Origin of the sequence: Antrihabitans stalagmiti, assembly GCF_016482825.1 — a bacterium.
Classification (GTDB): domain Bacteria; phylum Actinomycetota; class Actinomycetes; order Mycobacteriales; family Mycobacteriaceae; genus Antrihabitans; species Antrihabitans stalagmiti.
Genome location: NZ_JAEMNV010000002.1, coordinates 40,546 through 55,451, shown reverse-complemented (window position 1 = coordinate 55,451; position 14,906 = coordinate 40,546). Strand labels below are relative to the sequence as shown.

Below are 14,906 nucleotides of genomic sequence, written 5' to 3'. Positions count from 1 at the left end.
TGTTCACCTCGGCTCACCTAGTAGGCTGCCCTTCATGACTGCAAGTCCCAAAGAGCCAGGCCGACGTCTCGCGGCTGTGCCGGACCTCGACCCCGCGCCCAACCCGCACGCCACCCAGGCGGAGGTGGAGGCAGCGCTGAAGGACACCAAACTCGCGCAGGTCCTCTACCACGACTGGGAAGCGGAGACCTACGACGACAAGTGGCACATCTCCTACGACGAGCGCTGCATCGACTACGCCCGTGGTCGCTTCGACGCGGTTGCAGGCGAGCAGCCGTTGCCGTACGAACGCGCACTCGAACTGGGCTGCGGTACCGGCTTCTTCCTGTTGAACCTCATGCAGGGTGGCGTCGCGAAGACCGGTTCGGTCACCGACCTGTCGCCGGGCATGGTGAAGGTCGCGCTGCGCAACGCCGAGAGTCTCGCGTTGCCTGTCGATGGCCGCGTCGCCGATGCCGAGACGATTCCGTACGAGGACAACACGTTCGACCTGGTTGTCGGGCACGCTGTCCTCCACCACATTCCTGACGTCGAGCAGGCTCTACGCGAGGTCTTGCGGGTGCTCAAGCCGGGTGGCCGCTTCGTCTTCGCGGGCGAGCCGACCACGATCGGTGACTTCTACGCACGCTGGCTCGGCCGCATCACGTGGGAAACGACGACGCGAATCACGCGACTGTCGGCGTTCGCCGACTGGCGTCGTCCGCAGGCGGAACTCGACGAATCCTCCCGCGCGGCCGCACTGGAAGCTGTCGTCGATCTGCACACGTTCGATCCGACCGACCTCGAGAAGATCGCGACCGCTGCCGGTGCGGTCGAGGTGCACGCGCACACCGAAGAGTTCTCGGCAGCCCTGCTCGGCTGGCCGCTGCGGACCATCGAGTACGCCGTTCCCGCCGAGAAGCTCGGCTGGAACTGGGCACGGTTCGGGTTCACCAGCTGGAAGACCCTGACCTGGGTGGACGAGAAGGTTCTTCGCCACGTCGTGCCGCGAGGATTCTTCTACAACGCCCTGATCACAGGTGTGAAGCCGAGCTAGTTGAGCTACGCCTTCACGGCGGCCGATGTCGACTTTCTGATCGGTTCGGCTGGCGTCGATGCGCTCGCCGAAGCCGACGCACTCGAATTGTCGCCGCGCACACACCTGCACGATCTCGGTGTGGCGCGGCGACTTTTCGGTTCCAACGCCGCCGCAGTGGTCGAAACCGTGCTGCTGCGACGCCGGTCGGTTGGCAAGATCGCGAACGGTCGGCATTGGCTCTACACCGACGACGCTCTGCAGCAGGCAACGCCGACGGTCGTCGCGAGGCACCGCGCTCGTCGCCTCACCGGCCGTGCCGTGCACGACGTGACGTGCTCGATCGGTGCAGAACTTGCAGCACTCGTCGAGACCTGCGAACCCGTCGTCGGCAGTGACATCGATCCGGTCCGGCTACGGATGGCTCGGCACAACGTTTCGCGAGCGGCGCTGCTGCGTGCCGACGCTCTGACGCCGACGACGCGGGACACCGTCGTCATCGCCGACCCAGGTCGGCGGGCGGGCGGCAAACGCACCCACGATCCCGCTCAGCTGCAGCCACCGCTGCCTGATCTGATCGACGCCTGCCGCGGCCGCGACCTCGTCGTGAAATGTGCACCGGGACTCGCCTTCGATCGCCTGGGCTGGTCCGGTGAGGTCGAGATCGTCTCACTCGACGGTGGGGTCCGTGAGGCGTGCCTGTGGTCCGAGGGCTTGGCTGATGGTCCGACACCAGCGACCCGTCGGGCGAGCGTCCTGTCGGGGGACGGGACCGGCTGGGACATAACCGACACCGAGCCGGACGAGATCCCCGTGCAGCCACCCGGTCGGTGGATCGTCAATCCGGACGGCGCTGTCGTTCGCGCGGGTCTGGTGCGCCACTACGCGGCGAGGCACGGGTTGTGGCAACTCGATCCACAGATCGCCTATCTGACCGGCGACGAACTTCCTGCCGACGTGCGTGGGTTCCGGATCCTCGAGCAGCTGAAGTACTCGGAGAAAGCCGTTCGACAGGAGTTGGGCCGACGCAATTGCGGCACGCTCGAAATTCTCGTTCGCGGTGTCGACGTCGATCCGGCCGTCCTTCGGCCGCGGCTCAAACTGCGCGGTAGCGAGTCGTTGTCGCTGGTGATCTCGCGGGTCGGGCGGTCGGCGGTGGCGTACGTGTGCGAGGCGCCACCGCCTCGCGGTTAGTCGGAGTCGGAATCGGACTCGAAGACGAACAGTTCGCCGAGCAGCGTCGGGGTCAGGACTTCGCCTTTCGGACCGATCGAGGTCCCGACCGTGAAGCCTTTCGCGTTCGGCAGCGTGTCCTCGTCCAACGTCTCGCCCGTTGTGGTGTCGAACGTCAGCAATGCCAGCTCGGCGTCGGGTCCGTCACCCTTGCGAATCACGGTGTATCCAGTCGACCCAGCGGCCTGGGCAGGTACGCCCGCCTGTACGAGTTCGGTTCGCTCCCATGCCAATTCGGCACGATCGCCCGCGTCACGCAGGGCGAGCAGATGGCCGCCCTTGCCACCGGACGGAATGATCAGCCCGTCGTCGGAGGTCGATTGGCTGCCGAGCGGGGTGAAGCCCAAGTCGTAGGTCCACTTCGTGGCGCCGGTTGCGGCGTCGACCGCGTAGAGCATGTTCTCGTTGTCGTTCACATACACCGTCGAGCGGTCGGCGGACAGGTCGGGCGTGGTGGCGGAACCGCCGGGCAGGATGTCGGACTTCCACTCGCGGGTGATCGTCGGTTTGTCACCGCCCGTGTAGCGCAGCGCGACCAGCGAGGCGACCGGAGCTCCCGGCTGCCACACCGTCACGAAGAAGCGGCCGGTGTCGAGGTCGATCGCAGGGGTGTTCGCGACAGGGCACTCGGCGGTGCCCGCGAAGCAGGCTTGCAGGCCGAGGTCGTCGAGGGGGACAGGCAGGTCGGGATTCTGGATCGGATCGGGTTGGGTCAGCAGATCGAACGGTGCGGCGACCCGAAGTCCGGTCTGTCGTTCGAGCACGTTGACCTGACCGCGTTGCGTGACGGACAGGACGTTGCCGTCGCCGGTGAACTGCGCGGAGATCGGCGTTCCGACGACCGGCGTGCGCCACCGCGGCTGACCGTGGTCGTTGAACGAGCTGACGGCTCCGTTGTCGCCGACGTAGATGTTGGTCTCGCGGTCGACGATCGGAGTCGACGCGATCACGCCAGGTCCGAGGATCGAGCAGAACCGCTTGCGGCCGCTCTCCATCTCGAAGGAGAAGAGGTTGCAGCCGCCGTCCATCTTGGACGTGACGAAGATCTGGCCGTTTGCGGCGATCGACGCGTACGCGGCGACAGGTCCACCGATCGGGCGCGACCAACTCAGTGACAGGCTTCGCGAACCCTCGACCGTACTGGTGTCGCTGTTGCGGGCGTCGGCGTGAATCCCGGGCCATCCGCCTGCCGCGAAGATGTCGGACGGTGTGTCGTCCGCGCCGCAGCCGACCGATACCAGCGCCGTGACTGCAGCGAGTGCAACCAACGACGACCGAGCCACCCGCATTCTCTTCTCCTAGTCCGACCCGTCATAGGACCTGCGCTACGAATCCGCACGAGACTATCGCGACCACCCGACCGCTCGGGTACCGGACAACCCGTGGGTGGTGGCCGAAGGGGCGAAAGTAGGCTGGCCGACCATGACGAGTATGTGGGGCGCCCCGCTGCGTACGAGATGGCGCGGTTCGCGCCGCAGCGATCCCGATCAGGCCAAATTCCTGACGATGGAGTCGTTGCGCTGGGTCAAGGCGAACAAGGCGTACACGCCCTGGTACCTGGTCCGCTACTACCGGCTCGCGAAGTTCAAGCTGGCCAATCCGCATATCGTCCTGCGTGGCATGGTCTTCCTCGGCAAGAACGTCGAGATCCACGCGACGCCCGACCTGGCCAGGATGGAGATCGGGCGCTGGGTCCACATCGGCGACGGCAACGCGATCCGGTGCCACGAGGGTTCGTTGCGGATCGGCGACAAAGCCGTGTTCGGCAAGGACAACGTCGTCAACGCCTACCTCGATATCGAGATCGGGTCGTCGACGCTTGTTGCGGACTGGTGCTACATCTGCGACTTCGACCACCGTATGGACGACGTGACCGTTCCCATCAAGGATCAGGGCATCCTCAAGGGTCCCGTTCGGATCGGGCCGGACACCTGGGTCGCGGCGAAGGTGACCGTGTTGCGCGGTACGCGGGTCGGCCGCGGCTGTGTGCTCGGCTCGCACGCGGTTGTGAAGGGTGAGATCCCGGATTACAGCATCGCGGTGGGAGCACCCGCGAAGGTCGTCAAGAACCGCAAGGACGCGTGGGAGGCCGGCGCGGCCGATCGGGCGAAATATATTGCAGCGCTGGAAGATATCGCGCGGAAAAAGGCGGCAGGACTCAACGACGAGCTCGACGCAACACCCTGACGCCGCAGCGAGTTACAGCAACGGCGATGCGGGATCCCGTTCGGGGAGTGGACGTTTCACAACTTCCGGCCTGGTGAGCGGATGCCTCACCCGACGCTTGGCACTCTGATACACCTGCGTGGTCTCGGCAGCGACGACGTGCCAGTCGAAATCCGAGGTGAGTCGCTCTCGGGCGGCGGTTGCTCGAAGCTGTGCTGCGGCTGGATCGTCGAGGGTCTCCCTGACCGCTGAGGTCAAACCTGCGACGTCGCCGGGTTCGAACGACAAGCCGGTGACGCCGTCGACGACGGCTTCGCCGAGTCCGCCCGCGGTCGAGGTGACCAAAGGTGTTCCCGCAGCAGCTGCTTCGAGTGCGATGATGCCGAAGGGCTCGTAGCGGCTCGGCAGTACGATCGCGTCCGCCGCGTGCAACCAGCTGAGCAGTTCGGTGTGTCCGAGGCTGCCGAGGAACGACACCGACCGTGCGACGCGGTGGGTGCGCGCAAGTTCGTAGAGCCAATCGAACTGGGTGCCCTCGCCGGCGATCGCAAGTGTGGTTCCGGGGTGACTGCGCCGGATTCGGGGGAGCGCTGCAATCGCGTCCTGGATTCCCTTCTCGTATTCCAGTCGTCCGACGTAGAGCAATCGTGCAGGCCCCGACCGCGGTTGCCGTGGTCGGAAACTCCAGGTCGTGACGTCGATACCGTTGCGAATCACGGTGATCGGCCCCAGCTTGCTGCCGTAGAGCCTGCTGACCTCGTCCCGCATCGACGACGAACAGGTGATCAGCGCATCGGAATCGTTGGCGAGCCACCATTCGACCGAGTGCACCTGACGGTTGATGACACCAGACACCCAGCCGCTGTGCCTACCTGCCTCGGTCGCATGCAGCGTCGAGACGAGTGGAACGTCGTAGAACTCGGCCAGCGCGATCGCCGGGTGGGCGACGAGCCAGTCGTGCGCGTGGACGACATCGGGTTGCCAGCCGTCACCGACTCCGGGTTTGCCGAGTGCAATTCCGGCCCGGACCATCGCGTGGCCCATGGCGAGGGTCCAGGCGAGCATGTCTTCACCGAAGTTGAAGTGCGGCGGATCCTCGGCGACAGCGACGACAAGAACGCCCTCGGCGATGTGGGAGTGCGTGGGGTGGGTTGCAGCGTCGGAACCGGTCGGTCGTCGGGACAACACGACGACCTCGTGTCCCGCTGCAGCCAACTCGGTCGCAAGATGATGGACGTGTCGACCCAGCCCGCCGACGACGACGGGTGGGTACTCCCACGACACCATCAAGATCTTCATGCGGCTCCCTGGCAACTGCCTGTGTGACGACCCCTGTTGTGACCCGTGAAGTTGCTTCGTCGTCATGGTCAGGCTCTCGTTGCCGATTCTCTATTCGGCAGTCTGCGCGCGTCGAGTCCCGGAAACAATCCGTCGGCCTGCGCCCATCCTGCCGCTAAACGGTGTGCTCGCGCGAGTTGACCCGATGCTGCCGCCTCCGCGATCTCACGAACGGCGTGTGCGTGCAGGTGCGCGCGGTCACGTGCATACCCGGCCGCAGAGTCCTTGCTGACCATAAACGCCCAGTCGCTGGACACGGTCAGCAGCGCCTCGCGGAGCAGTTGATCGTTGACAGGGTTGCGAAGTTCGAGGCCCGTGCTGCCCGACCTGTCCTTGTCGACGGTGTCGAGTGCTGTACGGACGACCTCGTCGTTGAGTGCAACGAGGTCCTTGACCTGATCGCCCGCCCACACTCGCCAGTCCTTGCCGGACCCCCACGACGAGTCGTGCAGTTGCACCGGTTCGCCGACGTAACCCCGCTCGCGTGCGCTTGCCAGTGTGCCGATGTCGATGCCGGCTTCGGGCAGCGCGCGTAGGACCTGGTCGAGCCATTGTGGACCCTCGTGCCACCAGTGTCCGAACAGCTCGGTGTCGAACGCTGCGACGACCAACGCGGGACGACCGATGCGGTCGGCTTCCGATCGCAGGCGCTTGCGGACGACCTCGACGAAGTCGTCGACGTGCCGTGTAATCGCGGCGCTCGCGAGTTCCGGGTCGTACGGCGCTTTGTCTGCCCCTGCGACGGTCCGACCCGTCACGCGTGACGCTTTGAGGCCTGTGTCGTGATCGTAGGTATGGAAATCGCGGTACGCGGCGTGGCCGGGATAGCCCGATTTGGGTGACCATACGCGGTAGCTGACCTGCAGATCGCGTCCGAATGCGACGACCTCGGCGTCGCGGACCGGACGTCCGAGGGAGGTGTCACCGCGGAATGCGGGTCCGTCGACCATGAAGTGGCCGATACCTGCGTCGTCGTAGTCGAGTTCCATGCCAGGGGTGTAGCCGCACTCCGGTGCCCAGATTCCGGTCGGGCGCGAACCCCAGCGTTCGTTCGCGTCGGCGAGGCCTTCGGAGAGCGAGAAAGCGCGAAGTCGTTGGTCGAGCAGCGGCTGGAACGGATGGGCGAGCGGTCCGCCGAGCAGTTCGATGGCACCGGAGTCGATCAGGCCCCGCAGTAGTGGGGAACTGCCGTGGCGCCAGTTGGTCTCGAAGTCGTCGAGTGCTGCCGCCGCGAGGCGATGCTCGCGCGCGCCGAGTTCGCGGTGCGCGGCACTGTGCATCAGTGCGGCTTCGTTGGCGCGCAACTGCCAGTTGCCGAGCCAATGATGCATGCCTGCGAGCGAATGCGGGTCGTCGAGTTGGGCCGCGAGAACAGGGGTGACGCCGAGGCTCAACAGTCCGGTTCGGCCTTCTGCGGCAAGCCTTTTCAGAACACCGACGACGGGCAGGTAGGACGCTGCCCAGGACTGGTAGAGCCATTCTTCGCCGACCGGCCACCTACCGTGATTGGCGAGCCACGGGAGGTGGGAATGCAGGACCAGGGCAAACATTCCCGGTTCGCGGCGTGCGGTCGTCACCGATCGGTCGGTTTCACTGCGATGGCAAGCAGATCGAGGCTGGCATCGATGTTCGGTTCGCTGATCTCGAAGTCGTCGGTGGTGACGGCGGCAACGTCGGCGGTGAGGTCGGCGGGCCATGGCTCGCCCGCGAGTGCACGCTCGATCTGAGCGTCGATGAACGAACCGCCGTGTTTTGCGTCCAACGCCTTCAGGCTCGGTCCGTGATGCACGCCGGTGAGGATCGACACGGTGAAGCCGGCGTCTTCGAGAAGTTCGCGCAGTTCTGCTGCGTTGAGTTCGCGGGTGTGAAACGGGTTGAGGGGAGTGTCACGCCCCGGGGAGAACGTGATCCGGTTCGGTGTACTGATCAGCAGTTCGCCGCCCGGCTTCAGCACGCGGAAGCATTCGCGCAGGAATTGCAGTTGGTCCCAGAGGTGTTCGATGACCTGGAAATTCACCACGACGTCGACCGATTCGTCGTCGATCGGCAGTGCCGCGAGGTTGCCGTGCCGCATGTCGACCCGCGGGTAGCGAGCGCGGACGTGTTCGACTGCGCTCACGTCGTAGTCGACGCCGATCACCGATGTCGCGACGTCGGCAATCATGTTGGCGCCGTAGCCTTCTCCGGATCCAGCTTCGAGTACCGCGCGGTCGGCGCAGCGAGCGAGGAGGTCGCGGTAGACCACCTCGTGTCGGCGGAACCAGTAGTTCTCCTCGGCTATGCCGGGCACGGTCCGCTCGCCCGTCAAAGGCAGCGGGTCGAGTGCCGTGTCCAGTGCCGGGGCCCCGGCACTGGAGGCGGCCGGGTTCGCCGTAGGTGCTTCGCTCATCGGATCGACGTTAGTGCCACGGGTGTCGGTGCAGGTGACGTGGTCGTGCACACCGTGTGATTTGTGCCATGTTACCGGTGAGTAGCATAGGATGGGGTAATCTCTCGCAGAGCAATTAGGCGCCGAGCGCGAAGGTCGTCACCAGTGCCGAACGGTGCTCACCAGAGTGCCGTGAACTGATGCAGCTACTACAGGAGGTCGACGCAGACCCATGCCGAACATCGTCGTACTGATCAAGCAGGTCCCCGATACCTGGTCCGAGCGCAAGCTGACCGACGGTGACTTCACGCTGGACCGCGAGGCTGCCGATGCAGTTCTCGACGAGATCAACGAGCGTGCAGTCGAGGAAGCACTGCTGATCAAAGAAGCCCACGGCGGCGAGGTGACCGTGCTGACCGCCGGTCCCGATCGCGCCACCGACGCAATCCGCAAGGCCCTCTCGATGGGCGCAGACAAGGCGGTGCACGTCAACGATCCCGCACTGCACGGCTCCGACGCGGTACAGACCGCGTGGACGCTTGCCGGTGCACTCGGGCAGATCGAAGGCATCGAGCTGATCATCGCGGGCAACGAAGCAACCGACGGCCGGATCGGTGCGATCCCGGCCATCATCGCCGAGTACCTCGGCATCCCGCAGCTCACGCACCTGCGCAAGCTGGCAATCGACGGTGACACCATCACCGGCGAGCGCGAGACCGACGAAGGTGTGTTCAAGCTGGAAGCAACGCTTCCGGCGATCGTGAGCGTCAACGAGAAGATCAACGAACCGCGCTTCCCGTCCTTCAAGGGCATCATGGCCGCGAAGAAGAAGGAAGTTCGCACCCTGACCCTGGCGGACATCGGCATCGATCCGGAGACGGTCGGCGTCGCGAACGCAGGTACCGCGGTCACGGCTTCGACGCCGAAGCCGCCGCGCACCGCAGGTGAGCGCATCGCGGACGAGGGTGAAGGCGGATCGCAGATCGCCAAGTACCTCGTGTCGAACAAGATCATCTGACGCACCCCACACGTAACCGAATTCCAGGAGAAGTAGCTATGGCAGAGGTTCTCGTGCTCATCGAGCACGCCGAAGGTGCCGTCAAGAAGGTCAGCACCGAACTCATCACCGCCGCCCGCGCACTTGGCGAGCCGTCCGCGGTCGTCACCGGCCCGGTCGGCACGGCGGACGCACTCGCCGAGGCACTTGCCGCGGCCGGTGCGGAGAAGATCTACGTCGCCGAAGGCGACAACATCACCAACTTCCTCGTCACCCCGAAGGTCGACGTTCTCGCGTCGCTCGTCGAGTCGGTGTCCCCGGCCGCCGTCATCACGGCAGCCAGCGCCGAAGGTAAAGAGGTCTCCGGACGTCTTGCCGCTCGTATCGGCTCGGGTCTGCTGTCCGACGTCGTCGAGGTCAAGGCGGACGGCAGCGCTGTCCACTCGATCTTCGGTGGCGCTTACACGGTCGACGCGAAGGCAACCGGCGACGTTCCGGTCATCTCGATCCGTCCCGGTGCCGTCGAGGCTGCACCGCAGGCAGGCGCAGGCGAGAAGGTTGTCGTCGAGGTGCCCGCACAGGAAGACGGCGTCGTGAAGATCACGTCCGTCGATCCGATCGTCGGCGGCGACCGTCCCGAGCTCACCGAGGCGACGGTTGTCGTGTCCGGTGGCCGCGGTGTCGGTAGCGCGGACAAGTTCTCCGTCATCGAGGAGCTCGCCGATTCGCTCGGTGCAGCCGTCGGCGCTTCGCGCGCAGCGGTCGACTCGGGCTACTACCCGGGTCAGTTCCAGGTCGGTCAGACCGGCAAGACCGTCTCGCCGCAGCTGTACATCGCACTCGGCATCTCCGGCGCGATCCAGCACCGCGCAGGCATGCAGACGTCGAAGACGATCGTCGCCGTCAACAAGGACGAAGAAGCACCGATCTTCGAAATTGCGGACTACGGCATCGTCGGCGACCTCTTCAACGTTGCCCCGCAGCTGACCGAAGCAGTCAAGAAGCACAAGGGATAGACATACCGCTCACCGACCCCGACCACCTCACGGTGGCCGGGGTCGTTTGCGTTCACCTCTCTTGTTCGGCAATCAGGCTAGGTTGGTTTGCAGCAGTCGAATTCGACGAAGGGTCGCCATGACGCCGTTGCAGCAGTACGTCGCAGAAGAAATCGCCGTCGATCACGCTGACGGATTGATGTCGAGGCGGGAGGCGCTGCGGCGGCTCGGCTTGCTCGGCGTCGGACTCACCGCAGCGACCGCGCTGCTCGCCGCGTGCTCGTCCGACAGCGACTCGAACACCGAAGCATCAGCGACCTCTTCCGCCGACGGCTCTTCCGACGCAGCCCCGCCGGGACTCGACACTGCGCTACCGACCGAGGCCATCACCTTCGCAGGCCCGACGGCCGAGTTGCAGGCAGCGTGGGCAGCGGCAGCCGACCCGCGCGGCGCTGTGCTCGTCGTCCACGAGAACAAAGGCCTCACCGACCACATTCGTTCCGTAGCAGGCAGATTCGCCGGTGTGGGCTACTCGGCGCTCGCGATCGACCTGCTGTCCGAAGAAGGGGGAACGGCAACATTTGCCGACCCCGCCGAAGCCACCGCCGCACTGACGAAGGCAACGCCGGAGCGGCTGGTCGCCGACATGAAGGCCGCGATCGACGAACTTCAGCGCCGGGTCCCCGGCAAGAAGGTCGGCGCGATCGGCTTCTGCATGGGCGGTGCGCTGGTCTGGCGGCTGCTCGGCTCGGGGGAGCAGCGCCTGTCCGCCGCGGCACCCTTCTACGGTCCGATACCCGACGGATCGGATCTGACCGGCGCGAACGCCGCCGTGCTCGCGGTCTACGCCGAACTGGACGCCAGGGTGAATGCGAGCCGCGACGCCGCGACGGCAGCACTGGACAAAGCGGGTCTGACCAACGAAGTCGTAACCGTCGCCGGCGCCGATCACGCCTTCTTCAACGACACCGGGCAGCGATACGACCCGCAGGCAGCGGCGCAAATCTGGCCAAAGGTGCTCGATTGGTACGGAAAATATCTCTAATTTGTACCTCGGTCGCGTTTGACGCAGCCCTACGTCGACCCCGTGTCACGGTTGTCGGGCCGGCGAGGCCTGGACTGAGGAGCGATGCGCGAAGCGCGAGCCGACGAGGGAAGGCCGCGCCTGAAGGCCCGCCAACCCCGACCGAGCGAAGGCGAGGTCCAACAACACGGGGAGTTCTCCCCATTTCCCCGCCACGTCTGATTCCGCACTCTTGTTGCACTGAGATTCGTGTGCGAGAGGACTGGCAGGAACATGGGCAGAGCACAACAGCGATACATCGGAGTCTCGATCGCGGCCGGCGTTGCTGCGACCACGACGATCTTTCTCGTCGGCTTTCACAAGGGTTCCGTCTCGGCCCAATCGGTCGAGATGGGCCGACTGGAACCCTTCTACAGCCAGCAGCTCGACTGGGCGTCGTGTGCGAACCTCGGCTACGACGGCAAAATCATCGACGAGACGATCGACAACGTCCAATGCACGAGAGTGACTGTCCCACTGGACTATTCGAAACCCGACGGCAAAACCGCCCAGGTTGCCTTGTCGAGGGTGCTGGCAAGCGGAGACAAGATCGGCTCGCTCGTGATGAACCCCGGCGGGCCCGGGGCGTCAGGTCTGGACATGGTGACACTCGGCGAAGGAACGTCGATCGCCGAAAAGTTCGACCGTGTCGGCTTCGATCCTCGGGGCACAGGTTCGTCGCTACCGGTCGTCCAGTGCTCGACTGCGGCCGAATTCGACGCGGCTCGTCTGGAATTCGATCCCGACCTCACGCTGGAGGGAACGAACGACAAGATCCGCAAGGACGTGGCCCGCTGCGGTGAACTGTCCGGCCTCGATCTGCTGGCCAACGTCGGCACCCGGGACGTCGTTCGAGATCTGGACATCGTCCGGGCTGTGCTCGGCGACGACAAGCTCACCTACCTTGGCGAGTCGTACGGCACTGCCATCGGCTCGCAGTACGCGGAGGCGTTCCCGGACCGCGTGCGAGCCATGGTTCTCGACGGTGCGATCAACCCGAGCGAACCGCTGCTCGCCGGCATCGACGAGGGCTTCTCGACCGCATTCGACGACTATGCGGCCGAATGCGCGAAAGCCGCCGACTGCCCGGTCGGCACCGACCCCGCAGTCGCCCGCCAAGCTCTGGACGCCCTGTTCGAGCCGCTGATCACAACTCCGGCCCGGACCTCCGACGGCCGCGGACTCAGCTACACCGACGCCCAGCAGGGCTACGGGCTGTTTCTCTACAGTTCGGAGACATGGGACGTGCTCACGCGGGCGCTGAAGCAGATCAGCAACGGCCGCGGCGACATCATGCTCGAGGCCGCGGACTTCGTCTACGCGCGTCGTCCCGACGGGACCTACGGCAACCGTCAGGAGATCATCCTCGCCGTGCGATGCGTCGACTCGCCACCCGCACCCGCGGCGGCCCCCGATGCGCCGATCGATCCCTGCACGATCTGGCCGGTACCGCCTACTGGTGCGCCACACGAGATCACGGTGCAGGGTCTGCCCGAACTCGTTGTCGTCTCGACGACGAAAGACCCGGCGACGCCGCACGAGGATGGCATCGAACTCGCCAGGCAACTGGATGCCTCGTTGATCACCTACGAAGCCGAACAGCACGGTGTTGCGCTGCGCTACGGCGTCGATTGTGTCGACGAACCGGTGATCGACTATCTGACCGACCTGACCGCACCCGCAGAGAACCTCGTATGTAGGTGATGTACGGCTCGTTCGCCGGGGCGTTCGTCGATCGTCGGTTGCCCGTCAGCCACCTCGATGAACCCCCGGTGAACGCCCGTACCTACTGCTACCTGCGTTAACCCAAGCTGCACCGACACGACACTCGAAAGATGCCGCGACGCATTTCTAGCTCGTTAGACATCGGGCATGACAACTTTGTCGGTTCTATCGCCACCCAGCCGAACCATCGGCGACACGACGTTGCGCCCGAGGTATTCCTTGGTCGTCACGTCGGATCGCGAGCATCGCTTGGCTGCGCAGCGATTGCGCTACGAGGTCTTCGCGACCGAACCCGGATTCAACATCCCCGACAATGCATTGGGCGTCGACGCCGATCGCTTCGACGAGCACTGCGATCACCTGCTCGTCCGCGACGAGATCTCCGGTGAATTCGTCGGTTGCTACCGGATGTTGCCGCCCGACGCCGCCAAGGCAGCAGGCGGTTACTACACGGCCACCGAGTTCGACCTGTCCGCGCTCGCGCCGCTGCGGCCGCAGGTCGTCGAGATGGGTCGCGCCTGCGTGCGTCCCGAGCACCGCAACGGATCGGTGCTCAGCCTCATGTGGGCGGGCATCCTGCACTACATCCAGCTCACCGGATACGAGTGGGTGATGGGCTGCGTTTCGGTTCCGATGCAGGAATCGGCAGACGAACCCGTAGGAGCCAATGTTCGCGGGGTGCGCGACATCCTGCTGAGCAAGCACGCATCGCCGCACGTGGTGCGTCCGTACAACCCGGTGATCGTCGACGGCCGAACCCTCGACGAGATCGCAGCGCCTGCCAAGACGAAGCTGCCGCCGCTGCTCAAGGGCTACCTGCGGCTTGGCGCGTCGGTCTGCGGCGAACCTGCCCACGACCCCGACTTCGCAGTTGCCGACTTCGTCGCGCTCCTCGGGCTTCATCAGGTCAACCGTCGCTACCTCGATCGACTGCAGCAGGCCGCTGCCAATCTCGAAGGTGGAGCTGGATGACCGTCGTCGAAGACATCGCCCTCGTCGAGGAGTGTGCGGGGCTGGCGGAAATGCCATCAGCACAGCCGCAGCATTCCGCACACGCGTGGATGCCCGGCAGCCCCTGTGATGCGGCCTGTGTCGATACCGATTCGGTCGTCGTCGGTGACGTCGAGTTCGCAACGCGACTTGCCGGCGTCGCAACGGTGCTGCTGAGTTTCCCCGTCGTCAGCGTTGTGACGCCGACAGCGTTGAAGTCGACGATGCAACGGCGCTACGCACACGCGCTGCTGCGCTGCTGCGGTATGCGGCTGCGGGTAATCGACGAGCGTGGAGACGCGTCGCCGGGGCGCATCTACGCGAGGCCCGACGACGGTGTGCTGATCGTCAGCGGCCATGTCGGGTGGACGGACATCATTGCCATTGCCGCCGTACAGCCCGTCAGCTTCGTCGCACGGGCAGATCTGGTCGACTGGCCCGTTCTCGGCCTGCTCGCCCGGAAGATGCGCGTCGTCCCGATCGACCGGGCCAAGCTGCGGACCCTGCCAGATGTCATCCGGCAGATCGCCGACAGGATCACCGCCGGTGAACGCATCACCGCATTTCCGGAAGGCACCACCTGGTGTGGCCGCGCCTACGGAACGTTGCGGCCTGCGCTGTTCCAAGCCGCGATCGACACGAACACCGCTGTGCAGCCGATCCGCCTGCAGTACCGCAACGAGGACGGGTCGCTGTCTACGACGCCGTCCTTCATCGGCGACGACTCGATGGTCGCGTCACTTCTACGCATGCTCCGCTCGCGCGGTATCACCGCCGAGATCGTCCTTGCACCCGTCGAGCAGCCAGGAACCAGCCGCCGCGACCTTGCGACGCGCTGCGAACGTGCGGTTCGTGGGCAGGTCGAACTCGATTTCGCCGCTCACGGAGTGCTCGAATCGGAAGAGGCACGCAACACTCACAAGACGCCTGTTCCGGCGGTCGAAACGGTCGCTGCAACGGCGCAGCCGGTCGCTCGTATCGCCTGAACGGGGCCGGGCGCCGGACGAGGTCAAACC

13 protein-coding genes are annotated in these 14,906 nt (G+C 65.4%); 9 read left to right on the top strand and 4 right to left on the bottom strand.

What is annotated here, in order from left to right:
* The first annotated feature begins 34 nt into the window (after nucleotides 1-34).
* Nucleotides 35-1,036 carry a class I SAM-dependent methyltransferase gene (locus tag JGU71_RS04785; RefSeq protein WP_199702921.1) on the top strand — a complete coding sequence of 334 codons (1,002 nt, stop codon included), beginning with the start codon at nucleotides 35-37 and terminating at the stop codon, nucleotides 1,034-1,036.
* Nucleotides 1,037-2,209 (top strand): THUMP-like domain-containing protein, encoded by a 1,173-nt coding sequence (locus JGU71_RS04780; RefSeq protein ID WP_199702920.1) that lies wholly within the window; start codon nucleotides 1,037-1,039, stop codon nucleotides 2,207-2,209.
* On the opposite strand, the gene JGU71_RS04775 is transcribed toward JGU71_RS04780, so the two are convergent.
* Nucleotides 2,206-3,537, bottom strand: coding sequence for an outer membrane protein assembly factor BamB family protein (locus tag JGU71_RS04775; RefSeq protein WP_199702919.1), 1,332 nt, complete (start codon nucleotides 3,535-3,537; stop codon nucleotides 2,206-2,208). The two genes, JGU71_RS04780 and JGU71_RS04775, sit on opposite strands and share 4 nt — an antisense overlap.
* A gap of 133 nt (nucleotides 3,538-3,670) precedes the next feature.
* Here JGU71_RS04775 and JGU71_RS04770 point away from each other — a divergent pair, with 133 nt between their 5' ends.
* Nucleotides 3,671-4,435, top strand: a complete 765-nt coding sequence (locus tag JGU71_RS04770) for an acyltransferase (RefSeq protein WP_199702918.1) — start codon at nucleotides 3,671-3,673, stop codon at nucleotides 4,433-4,435.
* A gap of 12 nt (nucleotides 4,436-4,447) precedes the next feature.
* On the opposite strand, the gene JGU71_RS04765 is transcribed toward JGU71_RS04770, so the two are convergent.
* The 3 genes from JGU71_RS04765 to JGU71_RS04755 form a co-directional block, all read right to left on the bottom strand.
* The gene (locus tag JGU71_RS04765) at nucleotides 4,448-5,713 is read right to left on the bottom strand and encodes a glycosyltransferase family 4 protein (RefSeq protein WP_199702917.1); all 1,266 of its coding nucleotides are present in this window, start codon (nucleotides 5,711-5,713) and stop codon (nucleotides 4,448-4,450) included.
* Between the two features lie 68 nt (nucleotides 5,714-5,781).
* The gene (locus JGU71_RS04760) at nucleotides 5,782-7,302 is read right to left on the bottom strand and encodes a 1,4-alpha-glucan branching protein domain-containing protein (RefSeq protein WP_199703563.1); all 1,521 of its coding nucleotides are present in this window, start codon (nucleotides 7,300-7,302) and stop codon (nucleotides 5,782-5,784) included.
* Nucleotides 7,303-7,325: 23 nt separating this feature from the next.
* Complete coding sequence (locus JGU71_RS04755) at nucleotides 7,326-8,141, bottom strand: class I SAM-dependent methyltransferase (protein WP_199702916.1); 816 nt, start codon at nucleotides 8,139-8,141, stop codon at nucleotides 7,326-7,328.
* Between the two features lie 211 nt (nucleotides 8,142-8,352).
* On the opposite strand from JGU71_RS04755, the gene JGU71_RS04750 reads away from it, so the two are divergent.
* The 6 genes from JGU71_RS04750 (at nucleotide 8,353) to JGU71_RS04725 (ending at nucleotide 14,876) form a co-directional block, all read left to right on the top strand.
* The gene (locus JGU71_RS04750; RefSeq protein ID WP_199702915.1) at nucleotides 8,353-9,138 is read left to right on the top strand and encodes an electron transfer flavoprotein subunit beta/FixA family protein; all 786 of its coding nucleotides are present in this window, start codon (nucleotides 8,353-8,355) and stop codon (nucleotides 9,136-9,138) included.
* Nucleotides 9,139-9,176: 38 nt separating this feature from the next.
* Nucleotides 9,177-10,133 carry an electron transfer flavoprotein subunit alpha/FixB family protein gene (locus JGU71_RS04745; RefSeq protein ID WP_199702914.1) on the top strand — a complete coding sequence of 319 codons (957 nt, stop codon included), beginning with the start codon at nucleotides 9,177-9,179 and terminating at the stop codon, nucleotides 10,131-10,133.
* 118 nt (nucleotides 10,134-10,251) lie between these two features.
* Nucleotides 10,252-11,157, top strand: a complete 906-nt coding sequence (locus tag JGU71_RS04740; RefSeq protein ID WP_199702913.1) for a dienelactone hydrolase family protein — start codon at nucleotides 10,252-10,254, stop codon at nucleotides 11,155-11,157.
* A 252-nt stretch (nucleotides 11,158-11,409) separates the two neighbouring features.
* Nucleotides 11,410-12,879, top strand: coding sequence for an alpha/beta hydrolase (locus JGU71_RS04735; protein WP_199702912.1), 1,470 nt, complete (start codon nucleotides 11,410-11,412; stop codon nucleotides 12,877-12,879).
* 168 nt (nucleotides 12,880-13,047) lie between these two features.
* Entirely contained in the window at nucleotides 13,048-13,872 is an 825-nt protein-coding gene (locus tag JGU71_RS04730) for a GNAT family N-acetyltransferase (protein ID WP_199702911.1), read from the top strand.
* Nucleotides 13,869-14,876 carry a lysophospholipid acyltransferase family protein gene (locus JGU71_RS04725; protein WP_233528782.1) on the top strand — a complete coding sequence of 336 codons (1,008 nt, stop codon included), beginning with the start codon at nucleotides 13,869-13,871 and terminating at the stop codon, nucleotides 14,874-14,876. The genes JGU71_RS04730 and JGU71_RS04725 overlap by 4 nt, the downstream gene beginning before the upstream one ends.
* Nucleotides 14,877-14,906 lie beyond the last annotated feature (30 nt).

Excerpts from the sequence above, each read along its gene's own strand:
- JGU71_RS04785 (WP_199702921.1), top strand. The coding sequence starts at position 35 with ATGACTGCAAGTCCCAAAGAGCCAGGCCGACGTCTCGCGGCTGTGCCG.
- JGU71_RS04775 (WP_199702919.1), bottom strand. The coding sequence starts at position 3,537 with ATGCGGGTGGCTCGGTCGTCGTTGGTTGCACTCGCTGCAGTCACGGCG.
- JGU71_RS04750 (WP_199702915.1), top strand. The coding sequence starts at position 8,353 with ATGCCGAACATCGTCGTACTGATCAAGCAGGTCCCCGATACCTGGTCC.
- JGU71_RS04745 (WP_199702914.1), top strand. The coding sequence starts at position 9,177 with ATGGCAGAGGTTCTCGTGCTCATCGAGCACGCCGAAGGTGCCGTCAAG.
- JGU71_RS04755 (WP_199702916.1), bottom strand. The coding sequence starts at position 8,141 with ATGAGCGAAGCACCTACGGCGAACCCGGCCGCCTCCAGTGCCGGGGCC.
- JGU71_RS04765 (WP_199702917.1), bottom strand. The coding sequence starts at position 5,713 with ATGAAGATCTTGATGGTGTCGTGGGAGTACCCACCCGTCGTCGTCGGC.
- JGU71_RS04730 (WP_199702911.1), top strand. The coding sequence starts at position 13,048 with ATGACAACTTTGTCGGTTCTATCGCCACCCAGCCGAACCATCGGCGAC.
- JGU71_RS04770 (WP_199702918.1), top strand. The coding sequence starts at position 3,671 with ATGACGAGTATGTGGGGCGCCCCGCTGCGTACGAGATGGCGCGGTTCG.
- JGU71_RS04740 (WP_199702913.1), top strand. The coding sequence starts at position 10,252 with ATGACGCCGTTGCAGCAGTACGTCGCAGAAGAAATCGCCGTCGATCAC.
- JGU71_RS04760 (WP_199703563.1), bottom strand. The coding sequence starts at position 7,302 with ATGTTTGCCCTGGTCCTGCATTCCCACCTCCCGTGGCTCGCCAATCAC.
- JGU71_RS04735 (WP_199702912.1), top strand. The coding sequence starts at position 11,410 with ATGGGCAGAGCACAACAGCGATACATCGGAGTCTCGATCGCGGCCGGC.
- JGU71_RS04725 (WP_233528782.1), top strand. The coding sequence starts at position 13,869 with ATGACCGTCGTCGAAGACATCGCCCTCGTCGAGGAGTGTGCGGGGCTG.